Annotated in this window: 14 protein-coding genes; 10 read left to right on the top strand and 4 right to left on the bottom strand. The window is 71.7% G+C overall.

Annotated elements, in window-relative coordinates; genetic code table 11:
• The first annotated feature begins 169 nt into the window (after positions 1 to 169).
• Genes RBH18_RS28845 through RBH18_RS28835 form a run of 3 tightly spaced genes read left to right on the top strand, consistent with a single transcriptional unit; the run spans position 170 to position 2,619 of the window.
• The gene (locus tag RBH18_RS28845) at positions 170 to 946 is read left to right on the top strand and encodes a hypothetical protein (RefSeq protein WP_306213497.1); all 777 of its coding nucleotides are present in this window, start codon (positions 170 to 172) and stop codon (positions 944 to 946) included.
• 14 nt (positions 947 to 960) lie between these two features.
• On the top strand, positions 961 to 1,917 hold the full coding sequence (locus RBH18_RS28840; RefSeq protein WP_306213495.1) for a tetratricopeptide repeat protein: 957 nt from the start codon (positions 961 to 963) through the stop codon (positions 1,915 to 1,917).
• Positions 1,918 to 1,926: 9 nt separating this feature from the next.
• On the top strand, positions 1,927 to 2,619 hold the full coding sequence (locus RBH18_RS28835; RefSeq protein WP_306213493.1) for a Crp/Fnr family transcriptional regulator: 693 nt from the start codon (positions 1,927 to 1,929) through the stop codon (positions 2,617 to 2,619).
• Positions 2,620 to 2,701: 82 nt separating this feature from the next.
• Here RBH18_RS28835 and RBH18_RS28830 read toward each other — a convergent pair whose 3' ends face one another.
• Both RBH18_RS28830 and RBH18_RS28825 read right to left on the bottom strand, forming a co-directional pair.
• The gene (locus RBH18_RS28830) at positions 2,702 to 4,153 is read right to left on the bottom strand and encodes a CHAT domain-containing protein (protein ID WP_306213491.1); all 1,452 of its coding nucleotides are present in this window, start codon (positions 4,151 to 4,153) and stop codon (positions 2,702 to 2,704) included.
• Entirely contained in the window at positions 4,084 to 5,808 is a 1,725-nt protein-coding gene (locus tag RBH18_RS28825) for a tetratricopeptide repeat protein (RefSeq protein ID WP_306213489.1), read from the bottom strand. The genes RBH18_RS28830 and RBH18_RS28825 overlap by 70 nt, the downstream gene beginning before the upstream one ends.
• Before the next feature lie 39 nt (positions 5,809 to 5,847).
• Here RBH18_RS28825 and RBH18_RS28820 point away from each other — a divergent pair, with 39 nt between their 5' ends.
• The 7 genes from RBH18_RS28820 (at position 5,848) to RBH18_RS28790 (ending at position 17,745) form a co-directional block, all read left to right on the top strand.
• Positions 5,848 to 8,850 carry a CHAT domain-containing protein gene (locus RBH18_RS28820; protein WP_306213487.1) on the top strand — a complete coding sequence of 1,001 codons (3,003 nt, stop codon included), beginning with the start codon at positions 5,848 to 5,850 and terminating at the stop codon, positions 8,848 to 8,850.
• A 93-nt stretch (positions 8,851 to 8,943) separates the two neighbouring features.
• A complete protein-coding gene (locus RBH18_RS28815; protein WP_306213486.1) occupies positions 8,944 to 9,801 on the top strand; it encodes a macro domain-containing protein in 858 nt (285 codons plus the stop codon).
• A 105-nt stretch (positions 9,802 to 9,906) separates the two neighbouring features.
• Positions 9,907 to 10,299 carry a CATRA system-associated protein gene (locus RBH18_RS28810; RefSeq protein WP_306213484.1) on the top strand — a complete coding sequence of 131 codons (393 nt, stop codon included), beginning with the start codon at positions 9,907 to 9,909 and terminating at the stop codon, positions 10,297 to 10,299.
• The gene (locus RBH18_RS28805) at positions 10,277 to 12,328 is read left to right on the top strand and encodes a CATRA conflict system CASPASE/TPR repeat-associated protein (protein ID WP_306213482.1); all 2,052 of its coding nucleotides are present in this window, start codon (positions 10,277 to 10,279) and stop codon (positions 12,326 to 12,328) included. The genes RBH18_RS28810 and RBH18_RS28805 overlap by 23 nt, the downstream gene beginning before the upstream one ends.
• The gene (locus tag RBH18_RS28800) at positions 12,303 to 13,730 is read left to right on the top strand and encodes a CATRA conflict system CASPASE/TPR repeat-associated protein (protein ID WP_306213480.1); all 1,428 of its coding nucleotides are present in this window, start codon (positions 12,303 to 12,305) and stop codon (positions 13,728 to 13,730) included. The genes RBH18_RS28805 and RBH18_RS28800 overlap by 26 nt, the downstream gene beginning before the upstream one ends.
• Before the next feature lie 63 nt (positions 13,731 to 13,793).
• Positions 13,794 to 14,336: a nucleotide-binding protein gene (locus tag RBH18_RS28795; RefSeq protein ID WP_306213478.1), complete on the top strand. Its 543-nt coding sequence runs from the start codon at positions 13,794 to 13,796 to the stop codon at positions 14,334 to 14,336.
• A gap of 145 nt (positions 14,337 to 14,481) precedes the next feature.
• Positions 14,482 to 17,745, top strand: a complete 3,264-nt coding sequence (locus RBH18_RS28790) for a CHAT domain-containing protein (RefSeq protein ID WP_306213476.1) — start codon at positions 14,482 to 14,484, stop codon at positions 17,743 to 17,745.
• Between the two features lie 224 nt (positions 17,746 to 17,969).
• Here RBH18_RS28790 and RBH18_RS28785 read toward each other — a convergent pair whose 3' ends face one another.
• Complete coding sequence (locus tag RBH18_RS28785; RefSeq protein ID WP_306213474.1) at positions 17,970 to 18,305, bottom strand: hypothetical protein; 336 nt, start codon at positions 18,303 to 18,305, stop codon at positions 17,970 to 17,972.
• Between the two features lie 330 nt (positions 18,306 to 18,635).
• Positions 18,636 to 18,977, bottom strand: a 342-nt coding sequence (locus RBH18_RS28780; RefSeq protein ID WP_306213472.1) for a hypothetical protein, incomplete at its 5' end; no start/stop codon positions are given.

Here is an 18,977-nt window from a genome sequence, read left to right as displayed (position 1 = left end):
ACGCCGTTTCTCCAGTGCCCCCTCGAAAGTTTGTACACATTCCCTCTTTCGATGGGATCGACCGAGCGGGCCATGTGCCAAGGTGTCGGCATCGTTCCGGCTGGACGACGCCGATACCGGCACCTGTTCACACCAACCGAGGTGATCCTTGTCGTCCGTTCTGGAGGAGTTGCGCGAGACGGTCGCGGTCGTCTGGCGTCGTAATCTCTACGGCGCAGAGCCGTACGCGTCCCGGCACTGGACCACCAGAGACAGCTACTACCAGGCGGTTGACGGCCTGCTCGCCGCCACGCCGGGGAAGGCGCTGTCCTGGCAGGAGATCGTCGATGGTGCCGGTGGCTCTCGCACGACCTTCTTCGATCTCGCGAACACCCGCACTCGCCGGGCGCTGCGCGACGCGTACGCCGATACCACCGGCCCGGCCCGTGATCTCGTCGACCAGCTCAATCGCGAGAACAAGACCGAGTTGCTGGTCGACGAGACCAAAGTATGGAGCTTTTTCCCGCATCGCTCCGGCTGGATGCACCAGCTCGACAACATGGACGACCTGAGCCGGTCCATGATCGCGGAAAGTCTGGTCCGGGTCCTGCTCGATTGGGCCGGCCGCCAGCCGCACCTGGCCGCCGCCCACGACTTCGCGCCCCCGATCTGCGCCATCGAGGATCTCCTGATCGTCCGGCGTGACGAGCTCCTGACCCTGGACGCGGTGGCGCTGCTCCGCGAAGGGATCCGGCTGCGGATAACCCCACCTGGCTGCAGCATCGAGGGCGTCCTGCACGAATTACGCGCCCGCTACCGGCCGAAGCTGCGTTCGGTCCCGCCGCAGCAGGAGCTCGCCACCGCGATCGACCGGGTGATCCGGCACGTCGCGGATCCCTTCGAGCGACAGGAGGCGGTCGCCCTGCTACGCGAGGCGATCCGGGTCCTCGAGTTGACGGACCGGTGACCGTGCTTCCACGTATGGGAAACGACGGCGACCACGCCGGACGCATCAGCGGGCGGCTGCACACGTTGATCGGAGTCGGCGGCCGTCCCGAGGAATTCCGCACACTGCTGACCGAGGCGCGGAACAAATTGGGCGCCGACCACGGCATCACCCTCGACATCGAATACCGGTGGGAAATACAGCGCGACGAGTCCCGGTCGGCGCTCGAGTCGACAATCTCCTGGAACGAGCTGAGAGCCCGCGCCGACCGGGCGGAGCCATCCGATTCCCGCGTCGCCCAACGCATTCGCGAGCGATGCCTGCGCCAGACCCGGCGCTGCGGCCGCCCCGATGATCTCGATCAAGCCGTGGCGCTCTGCCGGGAGGAGGTCGAGCGCCGGCCCGACGGCCCGGCCCGGGCCGACCTCGCCTGGGCATTGCGCGACCGGGCCTGGTTCGGCGGGTACGCCGGACTGCCCGACCATGATCCGCGGACCGATCTCGACGAGGCGATCAAGCTCATCGACGCCGAGGTGGAACTGCGCCGCGCCGGTATCGACCAGGTGTCGACGATGACCGCCGAGCTGATCCGGGTCGAGGTCCTGCTCGCACGGGGCAGAACCGACCCGGCCGCGGCGGCGGAGGCGCTGGAGTCGGTGCTGCCGCTGGTCGACGCCGACGTGCTGCCCTCCGACAACCTGCCGCCGCCGAGGGTGCTGCACGCCGAGGCTCTCGCCTCGACCGGCGACTACGAGGACGCCGCCGGCTTGGCCCGCCGGGTCTATGCCATGTACGGCAACGCCCACCTCTTCGACCCGGCCCGGCCGATGCTGACCGCCGCCCGGTGCGTCGGCCGGTGGAGCCCGGACGAGGCGGTGAGGGCCGCCCAGGTGGCGTACCACCAGCGCTGCCAGACGTTCTCACCGGACAGTCACTACGCGCTGGAAGCCCAGGGCCTGCTGGACGACCTCCGCAGCAAGCCCGATGTGTAGGCTCCGGACGTGCCGCCCCCGCCGCGCCCCGCCCGAGGGTGGACTCCGGGAAGCCTGCTCGCCGCCCTCAGTCCGACCGCCGCCGGCGCCTTGCTCTCGCTCGGCCGGCCCCGGACCGTCGACAACGGCGATCTCATCCTCGTCGAGGGCGACGAGGGGACCAGGGTCGAGCTGATCACCGACGGTTACTGCAAGGTGTCCATGCTGACCGAGGACGGGCACAAGGTGCTGATGGCGGTGCGCGGCCCGGGCGACGTGGTGGGCGAGCTGGCCGCGCTGAGCGGGAACCGCCGGAGCGCCACCGTGCAGGCGAGCGGGCCCGTCTCGCTGATCACCATCGCCGGGCCGGCGTTCCAGCACTTCGTCGCCGACCACAGCGCCGCCGCGATCGAGGTGACCAGGGCGCTCGGCAAACGCCTGACCTGGTCCAACCGCCGGCGAGCGGACGCTGCCGCCTACTCCGCCGAGGTCCGGCTGGCCCGTCTGCTCACCGATCTCGCCGAGATCTGCGGGTGCCCGACACCCGACGGGATCGAACTCGGAGTGCCGCTCACCCAGGACGAGCTGGCCAGCATGATCGGTGCAGGGCTGCCGACCGTGCAACGCGCTCTCGCCGCCTTCCGTCGAGCGGGCCTGGTGGGCACCGGATACCGCCGGATCGTCATCGTCGACCCCGAGGCTCTGGTCCGGACCCGCAGCTGACGTCGGCGGCCGCTTCCGGCCTTCGTGGACCGGCCTTCAGCTGCTCGGACCCGAGCTGACCCGCACCCGGCGGTCGCCCCCGTCACCGGCCGATGTGCAGGAAGGACGCCCAGAGACTCGGATTGTGCGGGAACCGACGCCGCTGCGCGTGCACCGTCTCGTGCAAGGCCACAGCCGACGCCCCGGCGTCCAGCCGTCCACCCACCAGGATGCGGCGGTAGATCCCGGCACCGACTTCGGCGGCCCGACGGTCCGGCACCGACCACAGGGTGCCCACCACACGCCGGTAGCCGATGTGGTGCAGGGCGGCAGCAACGGTCAAGGCTTCGTCCAGCAGCCGTACGCCGCCGGCCGCCGTTCGGCACGCGGACAGGAATGCGAAGTCGCCGCGCAGCGCCGGCGCCCCGGCCCGCAGGTCCGCGACGGTGAGGAAGCCGTCGTGCAGGGCCAGTCCGCTGCGGCTGGGATCGCGGACGTCCTGCAGCCCGTGACAGCTGAAGTGCGCGACCCGATGGTCGGCGACCCGCGCGGCGACGGCCGCCCGGGTGGCTTGTTCGCCGTCGAGTTCGGTGAGCCGGCCACCGGTCAGCTCCCGCAAGGTGTCCCGTTCGCGGACGGCGTTCGGCAGCGGCACCATCCCGGGTGTGTCCCGCTGGATCACGGCGAGAATCTTGTCGGCCGGAACGCCGGTCTCCGGCCCGTCCGACTCGGCGAGGGCCCGCACGGTCGGCGTGTAGGACGAGACCACCCGGTCCATGGCGGACTCCCGGCCGTCCGGGGTCGTCGCGGCGTGCAGCGGCAGCAGGGTGAGCGGGCCGGTGGGGCACCACCAGACGCGGTGGCCGGGCCCCGGGCGGATCTCGGCGAGCACCGGCGCCACCACTGCCGTCCAGAGCCAGGCCAGCATGCCGGTGATCGCGGTGTCGTAGGCGGCCGGCTCTCCCCCTCCGTCGGCAGTCTCGTGGGCGCGTACCAGGTCGTTGGTTCGGTCGTAGGCGTCGTCGAAAGTCAGGTCCGGGAGTCGGACGACCCGTACCCCGGCCGGGCTGACCAGCAGCGCGTCGCAGCGGCGCCGGCTGACCGTGACGATCACCGTGGTGCCGTCCGGCAGCCGCTCCCGAAGCTGCTCGAACGACGGCAGCCGGAGAAACCCAGCCAGCCCCGGCAGCCGGCGCGCCTCGGCCACCGCCGACTCCCACTGCTGCGCCGCGGCCATCCGCCGGTCCCCCGACGCCCGTTCACCGGTCACCGTCGTCGGTGCGCCGTCGAGGATTTCGCGCGACTCCTGCAGCCGAGTCGCCAGCTCGGGCGACACGGCGGCCACCGCGGACAGGTCGTTGCGGGTAGCAAGCCACTGCCCCCACAGCACGGCCCGCCCGGCCTCGACAAGTTCCACCGCCTCGGCGGGCCGACCGGCCTCGATTGCGGCGGCCGCCGCCTCGTCGGCCAGGCCGGCGCCGGCGATCAGCAGACTCTCCCGCTCGGCCGCCGGCAGGCCCGGCCAGGCGACCAGGGGCAACAGATCAACAGCCATCCGGTACGCCCGGAGCGCACCGGAACCGCCGGCATGCAGATCCGTCTCGAGGCCGGCCCAGGCGCGAGCCGCGTCCAGGCGCGAGCCGCGTCCAGGCGAACCTGCGCGGGCGCGACCGCCGACTCCGCGGCCTCCCGGAACAGCACGATGGCTGCGGAGGCGTCGTCGACGTCGCCGGTCGTCTCGAAGCGGGTACGCAGCGACTGGGCGAGCCCGATCGCGTCCTGTGCGCGGGCCGGGTCGTCTGGAAGCGATGCGGCGTACCCGGCCCGGTTCGCCCGGACGGCCACGTCGAGGTCGTTCAGATCCCCGGTGCTCTCGAAGCGTACGTGCATGGCAATGCCGAGGTTGACCGAGGCGGGTCCGAAGAACCGGTGACCGGGTTCGAGTGACGCGGCGGCCTGCTGGAGCGTGGCGACCGCCTCGTCCAGGTCGTCGGGAGATTTTGTGTGGAGGTGCCGGTCCAGCAGGGCGCAGCCGAGGTGGACGGCGCACGGGACGTGGAAGCCACCGTCGAGTCCCCGACGGCCCGCGTCGACGGCCGCGTTCAGGTCGGCGCCGTTGCGGGCCTGGCGGAAGCGTTCGCGCAGGGAGGCACTGTGATTGGACCACAGCGCGACGGCCTTGGGGTGGTCGGGGGCGGCTTCGAGAGCCCGGGTCTCCAGGGCGATCGCTTCGTCGAGGTCGGCCCGGGACCGGTAGTGCTCGTACCGGATCCGCAGCAGGTGAGCCAGGTTGCTGAGATGCCCGGCCCACCGTAATCGGTCGGGATGACGCGCCGTGACGGCGTCCCGGGCCGCCGTCACGGCGGCGGTGAGCTCCGCGGGCGCGCCGGTAGCCTCGAAGAGGTTTCCGAGCAGCATCGCCAGCCGGGCCAGAGCCTCGGCGCGGGATGCTCCGGCGGCAGGCAGCAGGTCGGCGCGGCGCCGGGCGACCTGCGCCGCCCGGTTCAAGTCGCGGTGGTCGCGGGTCAGCACGAAGCGGTGGTCGAGGGCGACGGCCAGCTTCGCCAGCAGGTGGCCGGAGCCCCGGACGTCTGCACCGGGCAGCTCCCTGTCGATCATGGCAATGGCCTCGTCCACCCCGGCAAGGTCGGTGGGGTTCTGGAGCACCAGGGCCGCGCCGAGGTTGGCGACCAGGACCGGAGTCTGCGGGTCGCCGGTCGCGCGGGCGAGCGCCACCGCGGAACGGCAGGCGCGTACGGCCTCTTCCGCGTCAGCAGGATTCCCTTGATGCTGGTAGCGGACGATGAGAGCCGCGCCGAGTTCGGTCAGCGCCGCGAGCCGCTCATCGGCATCGGCGGGATCGCCGGTTTCGCCGACGGCCGGTGAAGGCAGGACGACGGGCCGGAGCAACGGTGGCACCCGTTCGGGCGAAAAAGGGGCGATTTCCTCGAAGAAATGCTTCGCTGTGAGGTACTCGAGCTCCCGTCGGCCCGGCGGGAGCACGGCGTAACGCGACCAGTGCAGCACCGCCACGAGATACTTGGCCCGGAGGGTTCCGGCTCGATCGAAACGGTCCTCCTCGATGGCTTGGCGGACGGCTCGCACGTCGGCCAGGGCCGAGTCGGAGGTGACCGCACCGGTGTTCCGCTTCACCAGGAAGGCGCGGATCCGGTCACCAACGGCGGTCAGCAGGTCACCTTCGTCAGCCATCCGTCCATTGTCACCGACTGACTACGGCAGGAGCATGTGGTGCCTGACGGCGAGGCCGCCGGAAGCGAGTCATGGGCCCGGGAGATCAACGAGCTGGCAGAGTCGTTCGCCCGGGACGGAGAACTGGACCGCGCGATCGTGGTCAGGCGGGAGGCGCTGGCCGGGCTGCACCGTGACGTGCCGGAGTGGATCCGCCTCGACCTGTCCACGAACCTCGGTGTCGACCTGATGGACCGCTACCGGCGCGACGACAACCTGGCCGACCTGCGGGAGGCCTGCGCGATCGGCGAGCGGGTCTGGCGGGCGTCCGCGCCCGGCGCGCGCCTCGAGGTGACCGCCAACCTGGCCGGCCGGCTCGCCACCCGCTCCCTGGTGCACGGCGAGCCCGACCACACCGAGCGCGCCCGTGAGCTGCTCGAACAGGAGCTAGCGGCGGCGGCCACCGACGACCCGCGACGTCCGGTGGCGAACTCGGCGCTCGCCGGGATCCACCTGCAACTGTGGCGGCGCAGCGGCGACCGGGACCGGTTGCGCGCCGCGCTGCGTGCGCTCACCGAAGGTCTGGATCCGGGGGATGCCGGCCCCGAGGTGGTCAACGTCGCAGGCCTGCTCGCCACGGCCGCGGAGGAGAGCTCCGACCGGGACCTGCTGGATCAGGCCGAGATGCTGACCCGGGCCGGGATCGCGTCCGAACGTCCGGCCACCGCGACGGTACGGATGACACTGCACCGGTTGCTCGCGTCGGTGCTGCACACCCGGTACGAGTGGACCGGGGAACCGGCCGCTCTCACGGGGGCGACGGAGGCCGCCGAGGCGGCGGTGCGCGCGGCCGGCACCGCATCGGACCGGGCGCTCGCACTCTCGATCCGGTCCACGACGCGATCCACCGCCGCGCGCCTGGGCAATGATCGGGACGGGTTCACCGCCGCCGTCGAGGACGCACGGGAGGCGCTGGACGCTACCGTGGACCACTGGCGGGACGGCGAGTACGCCACCAACCTCGCCACGCTGCTGGCAGAGCGGTACGACCTGTTCGGTGACAGCACCGACCTGGACGAGGCGATCGCCCTGCTGGACCGCCTCCTGGCAACCGGCCCGGACCCGGACATGGCCCCGGCGATCGCCAACAACCAGGCCAACAACCTGCTGGCCCGCTACGAACGCGACACCGTACCGGCAGATCTGGACCGTGCGATCGACCTGGCGGAGCAGGCCGTCGCCTTGACCGCCCCGGACAGCGCGGACCTCGCCGCCCGCCACGACACCGCCGGGCGCCTGCACGCGGCCCGGGCCCACCACCGCCAGAGCTCGGAAGATTTGGACACCGCGTTACGGCACGCCGATCTCGCCGTGGCCGCCACCGCCGACGGTTCCCCGGACCGGGCGCTGTATCTGAACAACTGGGCGAATTGGGAATCCGAGCGCTACGAGCTCGACCGCGACGAAGAGGTGCTGTCACGGGCCATCGATCTGCTCGAACGGGCGCTGGCCGCGGCCGGGCGGGCCGAGGACGACATCGAGGGCTCGCTGGCGGCGACGATCGCGTTCAACCTCGGTGCCCGCCTGCACGACCGGTTCGACCTGCACCGGTCCCGCGGCGACACCGACATGGAGACGCTGCAACGCGCGGCCGACCTGTTCGACGAGGTGCTCGGCGCCGGCTACCCGCATCTGGCGGTGGTCGCCGGCCGGCGGCTTGGCAGCATCACCTGGCTGGCAAAGATGTGGCCGGAGGCCCAGCAGTCCTTCGCGGCCGCGCTCGAGGCCGCCGGGGAGCTGACCGGGTTGCGCCCGCTGCACGCCGACAAGGAGCGGGCCCGCTCCGGGGTGCAGGGCCTCGGCGCGCTGGCGGCTCTGGCCGCGGTGCGAGCCGGTGACCCCAGGGCAGCCGCCGTTCATCTGGAGCAGGCATCCGCGACCCTGATCGCCGAGGCTGTCGGCATCCGCGCCGAAACGGTCACCTTCGACAGCATCGGAGCCTCAGCGGCCCGGATGAACCGCCACGTCCTGCTGCTCGGCAGCACCCTCGCCGGTGGGGTCGCGGTGCTGGTCGGCCCGGACAAGACCGTCGATGTCGCGGAACTGCCGCTGGTGAACGAGGAGGCGATGGCCGAGGAGGCCACCGTGTTCCGGCAGGAGCTGCACCGGGCCGAGGACGCCCCCGACCCGGCCGGGATCCGCTGCAAAGCGGCGGACCGATTCGCCGAGTGGACACTGAACGCGCTGGTCACGCCGCTACTGCCGCTCCTGGCCGAGGTGTCCCGGCTCGCGGTGCTGCCGCTCGGCCGCCTCGCCTGGCTGCCCGTCACGACGTGTGGCCGGCCCGGTGGGAGCGCGGCGCTGGGCGGCTTCGATCCGATCCTGCTGATCCGGGCCGGTGTCTCCGGCCAGGTCCCGGTGAGGGCTCCGGGGAGGGCATTCCGGGTGAAGGTGTGGGCGGACACCGGACCGGCGGGCCGTCCGATCCCGGCGGTCGCCCGAGAGGCCGTCGAGGTGGCCCGCCGGCATCTCGGAGTGAACCCACGTGTCGACGAGACGACCGGGCTGAGCGGCGATGCCGCACTGGACAGCCTGCTCGACGCCGATCTGGCGCACCTCGCTTGCCATTGCGACGTGGACGTGGACAGCCCTCAGGAGACGGTGCTGCGGGTACGGCCGCCGATCCGGGTCGGGCTGCGTCCGGGCGCTGGACGCCGGCGTGGCCACATCGTGCTCAGCGCCTGCGATGCTGCCCTGACAGGGGCGGCGCTGCCCGATGAAGCGTTCAGCGCCGCGACGGCGTTCCTGCTGGCCGGCGCCGGGGTGGTCACCGCACCGCTGTGGCCGGTGAACGATGTCACCGCGCCGAAGCTGATGGGCGACTACCACGCGTTGCTGGCCGGAGGCGTTTCCCCGTCCGCCGCACTGGCCGCGGTGCAGCGGCGCTGGGCGCGGAAGCGGCCTGCGTACGTGCACGGGCCGTGGGTGGTCACCGCCTGGCCGGACGCCACAGCCGACGAGCCGTTCACCGGCTCAACAGCACCGGAGCCGGACGACCGGTGATGTTGCCGCGGTGGTGAGCCCGACGCTACACCGATGGCCTGCTTCCGGACCCACCCTGTTGCCCTGAGATCGTGGGTCGGTCAGGATTGCCGGATGCGATGGGCTGGGACACGCCGTGGTCTGCGGCGGTCGACCACCCAGGCCTTCGCCGCCTTCGGCGTGGTGGCACTCTTGCTCCAGTCTTATCAGGCGGTGTGGGACAAGCCGGCCTTTCCCGGTCACGCGCCGCTGGTCACCGCGGTGGTAGCCATCGGGTCGATCGCCTTCGGACTGCTTCGGGCCCGGCCGGGTGGCAGCGTGCACCGCGACCTGCGCCAGCCGGACTGCCGCATCACGATCGCGCCCGGTGACCTTTTCGACCAGCAGGACGCGCACCTGGTGATCGGCTTCACCGACGTGTTCGACACCGACTGCACCGACGACCGGATCATCAACCGGAGCAGTGTGCAGGCCCAATTCTTGCACCACATCTACCAGGACGATCGTGACCAGCTGGACCGAGACCTGGACGCGGCTCTCGCCGGGGTGCCCGGCGTCGTGGCGATACCCCGCGCCGAGAAGCCGCACGGCAAGCGGCGCCGCTTCCCGGCCGGCACGGTCGCGGTGCTCGGCACCCCCGCCCGGTCATACTTCTGCCTGGCGTACAGCTCGATGACCGCCGACCTGGTCGCGCGGTCCTCCGGTGACGTGCTGTGGCACAGCCTGAGCCGGCTCTGGCCTCAGGTGAGCGGGCGCGGGCAGCGGGGGACGACAGCGATGCCGGTGGTCGGGGCCGCGCTGGCCCGGGTCGACACGCTGGACCGCGGCGGGCTGCTCCGGCTGATCCTCCTCTCTTTCGTGGCCGCCTCGCGGGTCGAGATGGTCAGCCGCGAGCTGCGGATCATGGTGCCGCGCGAGCAGTTCGAGGAGCTGGACCGGCTGGAGCTACAGGCGTTCCTCGACTCGCTGTAAGGGACGTTCCGGCTGCGCAGGTCTGCGCCACACCGTTCTCGAGCCGGAACGGCTGCCCTGTTCAGGTGACTTCGGCTGGGTATGCGGCTGGCTACACTGGCGCGAATGGACGCTCGTGACATCGACCACATGCCCCCGGGACGCGACCTCGACGAAGAGACGATCGCTGACGCGGTCGACGTGCTCGAGGACCTGGCGGAGTGGATGCTCGCCGAGGCCAGGTGGGAGCGAGTGCTGAGCATCATCGACCGTCTCTCGCGGGCGTTGGGAGCGCGTGACGCCGAAGCCATCCAGGCGGCAGTCGCCGACCTCGAGCTGAGCGGTCCGGTGCGGGCCCTGCGGATCGGCACCGCCGAGACGCACGGGATTCCCGAGCCGGTCCTCGACCGTCGTAACACCATGTTGAACGAGCTTCGCGCCGGAGCGAAGCCGGCCGGGAGCGACGCCCGGGGGCAGTCGGGGAAAGAGGGTGGCGGTGGCGGGAAGCGTACTTCCTGAGCAGGAGTTCGTCGTCCACGTCTTCGCGCCGATGGAGGGGCCGGCGGCGGATGCCGCTTACCGGCAGCTCGAGGCGCTGTGGCAGCGCTGCGGCGACGAGCTGACGATGACCGAGCCGATTTCCGGTGTCGACCTGCCGGTCGAGCTGCCGGGCGCCCCTCCGGCCGCCGGGCCGGACCGGACACTGGCCGGCAGGCAGGATGCAGCGATCAACTACCAGGCGATTGTGCGGCAGGAGCATGACGTGCTCAACCTGTCTCTCGTCTTCGCCACGCCGCTCGCGCCGCCCGCACGGCGGGTGCGGATCGGATCCGCCGCGCCGCCAGGCTGGAGCGAGTTCGCCCGGTGGTGGGGGCGGCTCAGCGCCGGAGGCACTGACGCCCTGCTCGGCGTGGCGCTGATCTTTCAGGCGAAGACGTCGCCCGCCGGCACGGACGTCGACGCCTGGGGAGCGGATGTCTGGGCGTTGCTGCCCCGCGAGCCCGACGATGCGGTCAGCTGGTGGCGGCGGTTCCGGCGGACCGAGCAGGGCCTGACCCTCTGGGAGGCGACGGCGGGTGGTGACCGCGCGAGGCGACGGCTGGTGGTGCTGGCGGACCGGGACCACGACGCTGTGCTGAGCACGTTCACCTGGAGTGCGGGTGATGTCGCCATGCCCCCGCTGGGCCGCTACCTGATGCACGCCGCCAAGCTGCGTTATCAGGCCCGCATCCGCGGTGACGGACAACAGCTCGCAGCGCTGCGGAAGCGCGTCATGGCGAGCGTGCAACAGGTCACCGCGAACCTCGAGGATCCGGCGCGGCACGCCGGCCGCGCGACGGACATGGCCACGCTGGCCGCCGACGAGGTCCAGCTCACCGGCACCCTCAGCGACTTGCGGTTGATGCGGCGTACGGTCGGCATCGCTCTGCACAACATGCGCTCCGTCCTCGACGAACCGCTGGCCTCCGACGCCAGGCTCGGCGAATGGCTGGAGCAGCAGCTGGCGGACGACGCCGAGATCCTGGAGATCACCCGGCAAGAGGCCGAGCGGGTCCGCGGGATAGCCCGGGACAGCGGGCTGTGGCCGCCCCTTCCGCACCCGCCCGCCCACTCATCCCTGATGGCGGCGCCGGAGCCCGCCGTCAAGCGGAACCTCGGCGAGACGGTCGAGACCCGAATGGCTTTCGGCATCGACGTGGTCGGCTACAGCAGTCGGCCGGCTCCGTTGAAGATCGACCTGCAGCGCCGGGTGGCGGCGCTGGTCGGCCAGGTTCTCGGCGACGCCGGTGTCCGTCTGGAGGACACCGACCGGCAGGACACCGGCGACGGCATGATGGTTGTTCTGCCCACGACGGTGGAGCTGCACCTGGCGTTACCCCGGCTGCTGCATGCCTGGCGGGACCGGCTGGAGGCGGACAACGAGATTCACCGGGACCGGTTGCGGATGCGGCTCTCGGTGTCCGTGGGCCCCTTCGCACTCGGGGCCATCGGCTACGCCGGCGACACCATCATCGAGATCGGCCGGTTGCTCGACAGCGACGCGCTGCGGCGGGCAGTGACCGACCATCCCGCCGTCTCCCTCGCGGCGCTGGTCTCGGAACGGCTCTATCAGGACGTGATCGGCGAGGGCTGGCCCGGGCTGGCCGCCGCGGAGTTCCAGCAGGTGCTCGTCGAGGTCAAGACCTTCCGCCGGACGGCCTGGCTCTGGCTCGCCACCACGGACAGCGCCACGATCCCCGCAGGCTTGATCGAGGAAGCGCTGCGGCTGCTCGACCAGCTGCGCGGGTGGGAGATGGGTGAGCTGCGGTGGCAGTCGGTGGAGCGAGCCCTCGAGGTGGCTGAGGAGTCGGCGGAGACTTCCGACGGGCCGGGCTTCGCCGGCGCGATCGAGGAACTCGGACAGCTCGGCCCGGTCCGCGCGGGGCGGATCGGCGCCCAGCCGCAGGCGCCGGCTCCGGCTTCTGCCGTCGCCCGTGCCGATCGACTGAGCCGATTCCTCGGCACTCTGGCCCCGCGGGGCGGTGAGAACGCTGCCTCCCCCTCTTGACCGGGAACTCGTGGTCCACACCTTCGTGCCGCTGAGCGGCCCGTCGGCCGAGGCGGACTACCAACGGATCCAGCGGATCTGGCTGCTCTGCCGCCAGCTGCTGGGGATGGACTCGCCGGTCCCCGCGGAGCACGAGATCCCCCGGTCCCTGCCGCGGGAGATCGGACAGTTGCCGCCCGCCTCGGAGCGCGTGATCGCCGCGCAGCAACGGCCCGACGCGGTCCACCAGGCGGTCGTCCGCCGCCTGGGCGACGTCCTGAACCTTTCCGTGGTGCTCTCGCCCGGCAACGATACGTCCGGGCCGACGGCCTGGGCGGATCTCGAACGGCACTGGGCCACGGTCGCAGGCGACGATCCGACGTTCCTGAGCGCCGCCCGGATCTTCCAGGCCGTCGTGCGAGGGCACCCCGCCAAGCCGAACCCGGAGCTGGCGCGCGAGCTTGCACCGCAGTTGCCCGTGGCAGCGGTGGACGGCTGGTGGGAGCGAGGGACGTCGATGCCGGACGGCTTCACGATATGGGCGCCGCACGGCGCCGGCCCGGCGCCGCGATGGGACCTGATGGCCCTGGCCCCGGCCGGCTATGCCCGGGAACTGGACACCTGGACCTGGTCCGACGGCTCTCCGCACCTGCCGCCAATGGCGCGGTACCTGATGCACTCGGCCCGGGCCCGATGGTCACTGGCTGCCCGTACGAGCCAGAGCCCAGTCGATGAGGTGCTCCGTGAGGTCGACCACGCCCGGGCCGGCATGCGGGCCGCACTCGGTGCCGCAGCCGACGTGGCCACCGGCCCGATCGCCGAGGACTTCCGCACGATCGATCACCTGGCCCGGAGCGCATCGGCATCCGGAACCGCCGGAAGCAGCACCCCGATCGTCAAGGTCGGCAAAGAGGCGGGGCGCCGGGTGCTGGTCGTCAGCGGGCCGAACCCGCAAGCGCGGGACCGCATGCACGCCTTCCTCCGGTCGCTGGGCCTGCGTCCGGTGGAGGACGAAGAATGTGTCAATGCCACCGGGGAGCCGACACCCAACGCCATGGACGAAATCTACGCCGGGCTCCGGCTGGCGCAGACCGCCGTCATTCTGATCACACCGGACGAGGTCAGCCGGCCTGTCGACGGCACCAGCGAGGTGTCTCTCCGACCCGATCACGACGTGCTGCTGCGGGCCGGACTAGCGATGGGCGTCTACGCCGGCCGGATCGTCCTCGTGGTGGCTGGACCCGCGCGGCTTCCGCAGTCCATGCGCGGTTTCAAACCGATCACACTCGACGACTCGCCCCGGTGCCGGAAGATCATCGCCAACCGGCTCAAGCTGGCGGGCTGTCCGGTGAACACCACGGGTACGGAGTGGCTGGAACCCGGCCTGTTCCAGGAACTTACCGCCTACCGGGCCAGACCTTGAACAACGAGGACGGCAGCACGGTCCAAGTCCTGCGGCATGCGGTTGCTGGGTACGATTTCTCGCATGCCTGACGGTCGCCACGTCTTTGTCATTCACGGCCGCGACGAGCCGGCCCGACGGGCGGTCTGGTCCTTTCTTCAGGATCTTGACCTCCACCCCCTGGACTGGGAGGAGCACGTACAGCGCACCGGCAAACCCCTTCCCTACCTGGGTGAGGTGCTCGACACAGCCTTCGAGCACAATCAGGCCGCCGTTGTGCTGATGACCCCGGACGACGGCGCGTCCCTGCATACCGGCCTGCGCCAGCCGGGTGAGCCGCCGCACGAGACGGCGGTGACCGGGCAGGCCCGGCCGAACGTCCTGTTCGAGGCCGGCATGGCTCTGGGCCGGCAGCCCGAGCGCACGGTGATCATCGAGATCGGGCGTCTGCGGCCGTTCTCCGACCTGGCCGGGCGCAACGTGATCCGCTTCGACGGCACAGCCAAGAGCCTGAACAAAATCGTCGGGCGACTTCAGGTGGCCGGCTGCGCGGTCAACGCCACCGGCACCGACTGGCTGGACGTCACCCGCTTCGCGGAGCTGGAGGCATACTCCCGAGCCTTCTGACCCCGGCAAGAGCAAGCAGTCCGACCAGCAACGGCAGACCGGACGTGATCATCGAGAGCGGTCGGCTGCGGCCGATCGCGGAGGTGGCCGGGCTTGACGTCAGCGGCTTCGAGGACCTGGCCGCGTACACCGAAAGGGTCTGATCATGGCCACCGAGCGGGAGCGGGCTGCCGAGGCCAACGCCCGCGGCCTGGCCCTGCACGATCGGTACGAGCAGACCGGCGACGCCGCCGACCTCGACCGGGCGGTCGAGTACTTCTGGACCGCGGCGGGGCGTGACCCGGGGGCCGCGGTGTACCTGTCCAACCTGGGCAACGCGATGCGTGCCCGGTTCGAGCGGCACGGCCGAGATGAGGACCAGCAGGCCGCGCTGACCGTCGGACGCCGGGCCGTGCGCGCCGGGGGCCCGCAGCTGACGATGGCGCTGACCAATCTGGCACTCGCGCTGCGGGTCAGTTTCGAGTGGACGGGCGCGCAACGCCAGCTGTCCGAGGCGATCAAGGTCGCCCGCCGTGCGGCCGAGCTGACGGTGGCCGGCGATCCTGACCGGGCGGGCCGGCTCTCCGACCTGGGAGCCGTGCTGCGGACCCGGTACGAGTGGCGCGGCCGCTCCGCGGATCTCGACGAAGCCGCACGCGCCGGGGCGGAGGCCGTACGCGGGCCGGAGGACGACCCCGACCGGCCGATGTACCTGTCCAACTTCGCCCTGACGCTGCTCGACCGGTTCGATCGCGACTTCTCCGGCGCCGACCTGGACCGTGCGATCGAGCTGCTCCACGACGCCCTCGCCATGACCGCGCCCGGGCATCCCGACCGGCCGATCTATCTGTCCAACCTCGGCCTGGCCACGAGGGTTCGTTACGACCACACGGATCGGCAGGCCGACCTCGACAGGGCAATCGGCGCCGGACGCGAGGCGGTGGCGGCGACACCGGTCGGCCATCCCGACGCTGCGCTCTACCGGGGAAACCTCAGCGCGGCGCTCTGGTCCCGGTACGAGCGCCGCGGCACCCGCGACGACCTGGTGGAGGCGATCGAGGTCGCGCGCCAGGCGGTTCACGACACCGCCGCCGACCACGTCTCGGCCGCGATCGTGCTCGCCAACCTCGGCCTCGCGCTGCGTGCCCGGTTCGAGGCCACCGGGGACGAGCACGACCTCGACGAGGCGATCCGCGCCGAACGACGGGGCGTGGCGGGCGTACCGGAGGACCACCCGCGCCGGTCCGACTACCTGGCCAACCTGTCGCTGAGCCTGCGGGTGCGCTACGAACGGCTCGGGATGCGCCGCGACATCGACGAAGCGGTCCGGACCGGCCGCCGGGCCGTCGCGGCCGCACACGCGCGCCACCCGTACCGGGCGGCGTACCTCGCCAACCTCGGCAACACGTTGCAGGCGCGGTTCGAGCTGAACGGCCGGCTCCGGGACATGCACGAGGCCGTCACGGCCGGACTCGCCGCGGTCCGAGCCGCCCCGGCCGGCCACCCGGACCGCCCATTGTTCCAGTGCAACGCCGGCCTCGCGCTGATCGCGCGGTACGAACGCACCCGGGACTCGGCCGACCTCGCCGCGGCGGTGCGGGCCGGCCGCGGCGCGCTGCGCGGAGCGGCGCCGGACCACCCGATGCGCCCGGCCTGCCTGGCCAACCTCAGCGGGATGCTCCAGGCACGATACGAGCGTCACCACCGGCGCAAGGACCTCGACGAGGCCGCCGCGCTGGCCCGCGAGGCAGTCGACGCCATCCCGGACGGTCACCCGGACCAGGCGATCTACCTGCTGGCCGGCGCCGGCGCCGAGTACGCTCGCGGCAACATCGCCGGCGCCATCCACAGTGTTCGCCGGGCGAGCGGCATCCAGGCGGCCGCGGTGGCCGTCCGACTGGATGCCGCGTACCAGTGGGGCTCGTGGGCCTGGCAGGCGGGCGACCGGCAGGAGGCCGCTCGCGGCTACGACGCCGCCGTGACGCTGCTGCCGTTGCTGGTGTGGCACGGCCTGGACCGCCGCACCCAGGAGGACAGTCTGGCCCGCTGGCCCGGCCTGGTGTCCCAGGCGGTGTCCTGCTTGGTGGCCGCCGGCCGCCCGGAGCGTGCCGTCGAACTCGCCGAGCTCGGCCGCTCGCTCCTGTGGTCGCAGCTGCTGGGGCTGCGAACCGACCTGAGCGAGCTGGCCGACCGTCATCCCGAAACGGCCGCTGCGCTCGGGCGCCTCCGCGAGCGGCTGGACCACCCGGCCGCCTGGTCGGTCACGGCGGCGAGACTGGCACCCACCGACCGCACTACCACCGCCGAGGCCGGAGAGCGGCGGCTCGCCTGGGCGCGCGAGTGGGACGCCGCCGTCACCCACGCACGGACCCTGCCCGGATTCGAGAACTTCCTGCTGGCGCCGCCCTTCTCCACACTCGCCGACGTGGCCGCCGATGGGCCGGTCGCCTTGGTCAACACCAGTAAGCTCGGCTGCCACGCGCTGGTGATCCAGCCCGGCACGAGCCGGGTCCGGGTCGTCCGGCTCACCGGGATCGAGCATGCCGAGGTCCTGCGGCGTGCCTCGGCGATGCTGAGCCGGCGGGTCACCGACGCACAGGCCGGAGAGACGCTGCGGTGGCTGTGGACAACTGTGGCCCGGCGAGTCCTGGCCGCCCTCGGGCCCGGGCCGCCCACCCGCCGCCTCTGGTGGTGCCCGATCGGTGCGTTCGCGTTCCTGCCCCTGCACGCCGCCGGCACGGCACAGGAGAGCGTCCTCGACCGGGTCGTCCCCTCGTACACACCGACGCTGCGAGCGCTGTCACGCGCCCGCGACAGCGCTCCCGCCGCCCCGGTCCGCCAACTCGTCGCGGCCCTGCCCGAGACACCGGAGCTCGCACCGCTGCCTGGCGTCCGCCGGGAGATCGACGCGGTCACGGCCCGGGTGCCCGGCTCCCTCCGGCTGATCGGGCCGCAGGCGACCCACGCGGCGGTGCGATCCGAGCTGCCCCGGCACTCCTGGGTCCACTTGTCCTGCCACGCACGCCAGGACCCCGCCTCCCCCACCGGCAGCGCGTTCCTGCTGTGGGACTGGCCGGACCGGCCACTCACTCTCGGCGCCCTCGCTGCGCTGAGGCTGGACGGAGCCGATCTCGCCTATCTGTCCGCCTGCCGCACCTCCACCGGCGACACCCGCCTGCATGACGAGTCCCTGCACCTGGCCGCGGCAATGCAAGTGATCGGCTTCCGCCACGTCGTCGCCGCGCTGTGGCCGGTCCGCGACACCCCGGCCGCACGGCTGGCTCGCGCGTTCTACACGGGCCTGACGGACGCCGGGACCCCCGACTCCAGCATGGCGGCAGCCGCTCTGGGCAAGGCGGTCCGAGACCTACGCGACAAGTTCCCGGAGGCGCCGCTGAGCTGGGCGGCCTTCGTTCATTTCGGTCCTTGACGGTGGGACATGACGGCAGACCGGCAGCGACTGGCTGCCGCCTACGAGACTCTGACCCCGGCCACGGGGTCCACGTCCGATCAGAAAACCCGGAGACCCCCGTGGTGCGAGGGTCTCCGGCGCGTCGGTTCCGTGCGATGGATCAGGTTGCGGTTGTCCGCGGCGCCGCTCCGCGAGCCGCCTCTTTCGCTGCCGCGTTGAGCGGCGCCGCATTCCGCACGGCTCTATCCCGCCGGCGTTTCGTTCACACCCAGACCACGCAGGATGTCATCGCGGTTCGCGTTTCCCCGCAGCGCGGTCAAGGAGTTCAAGCGGCCCAGCAAAGTCGTGGACGATGCGGGGCATTTCAAGTCTTGAATCGCCGACAAGGTCCTTTCGAAACGCTGGATGCGGCTTTCGAGGTCCGTGCCACCCGGAAGGCTCGCATTCTTGAGCGCCACCTGCGCGTTCACCTGGGCCTGAGTGGGCGGGCAACGACCGGGAACCTTCACCCCGGTAGGGCCCACACGGTCGGCCGTCGCGCCCGGATCGCCCGGACCGAAACCCAGCGCCGGCACCAAAGCGCTGATGTTTCCGGCGCTGCCCTATTCGGCGGCCTGGCTCATCCCCGTGCCGACCGCGAGCGCCGAGCCGAGCAGCACTGCGGCGGCACCTCCGATCACCAGCTTGCGCGTCCGGCTGCCGACTCCGCGTCGATACATGCACGGCTCCTCTTCGTCTCGGTACTGCTTGTACCGAGACGTACGAACAGTGATGTGGCAGCAGTTCATGACACTGAGCAAGCGTTCCTTAAAGTTTCTTTAACGAGACTCCCAGGGCGTGCAGCCGCCAGCATCGACGCGCCCACGTCCGCGCTAGGTGCCGATTTCGAAGCAATACATATTTTTCGGCTACTCGGCCGAGGAGCGAATTGCGGCGCCCGGATCGGTGCTCTGCTCAAGGGCCGTCCACCACTCCTCGAGTTCATCGACCCGGCTCTGGAGTGCGGCGTTCGCCGCCCGGGCCGTCGCCAGTTCCTCGGTCAGCGCACCGATCGGCCCGGAGGCGGTCAGGGCATCGAGCCAGCCCGCGACCAGCCGATCCTCAGCGGCGACCCGGCGGAACGCGGAGGCGACCACCTCCGGCGACAACTCAGCCACGAACTCTTTCGGAAGCGTGAGCAGGCGAGCGACCTCGCCAAGGCTCCGCGCGGCACTCATCTGGCGCCGAAGGCGCTCGGCGGACGGCACCGC

Origin of the sequence: Actinoplanes oryzae (assembly GCF_030757795.1) — a bacterium.
GTDB lineage: Bacteria > Actinomycetota > Actinomycetes > Mycobacteriales > Micromonosporaceae > Actinoplanes.
Note: the sequence above shows the minus strand (reverse complement) of the source record. Positions and strands in the feature narration are given on the sequence as shown.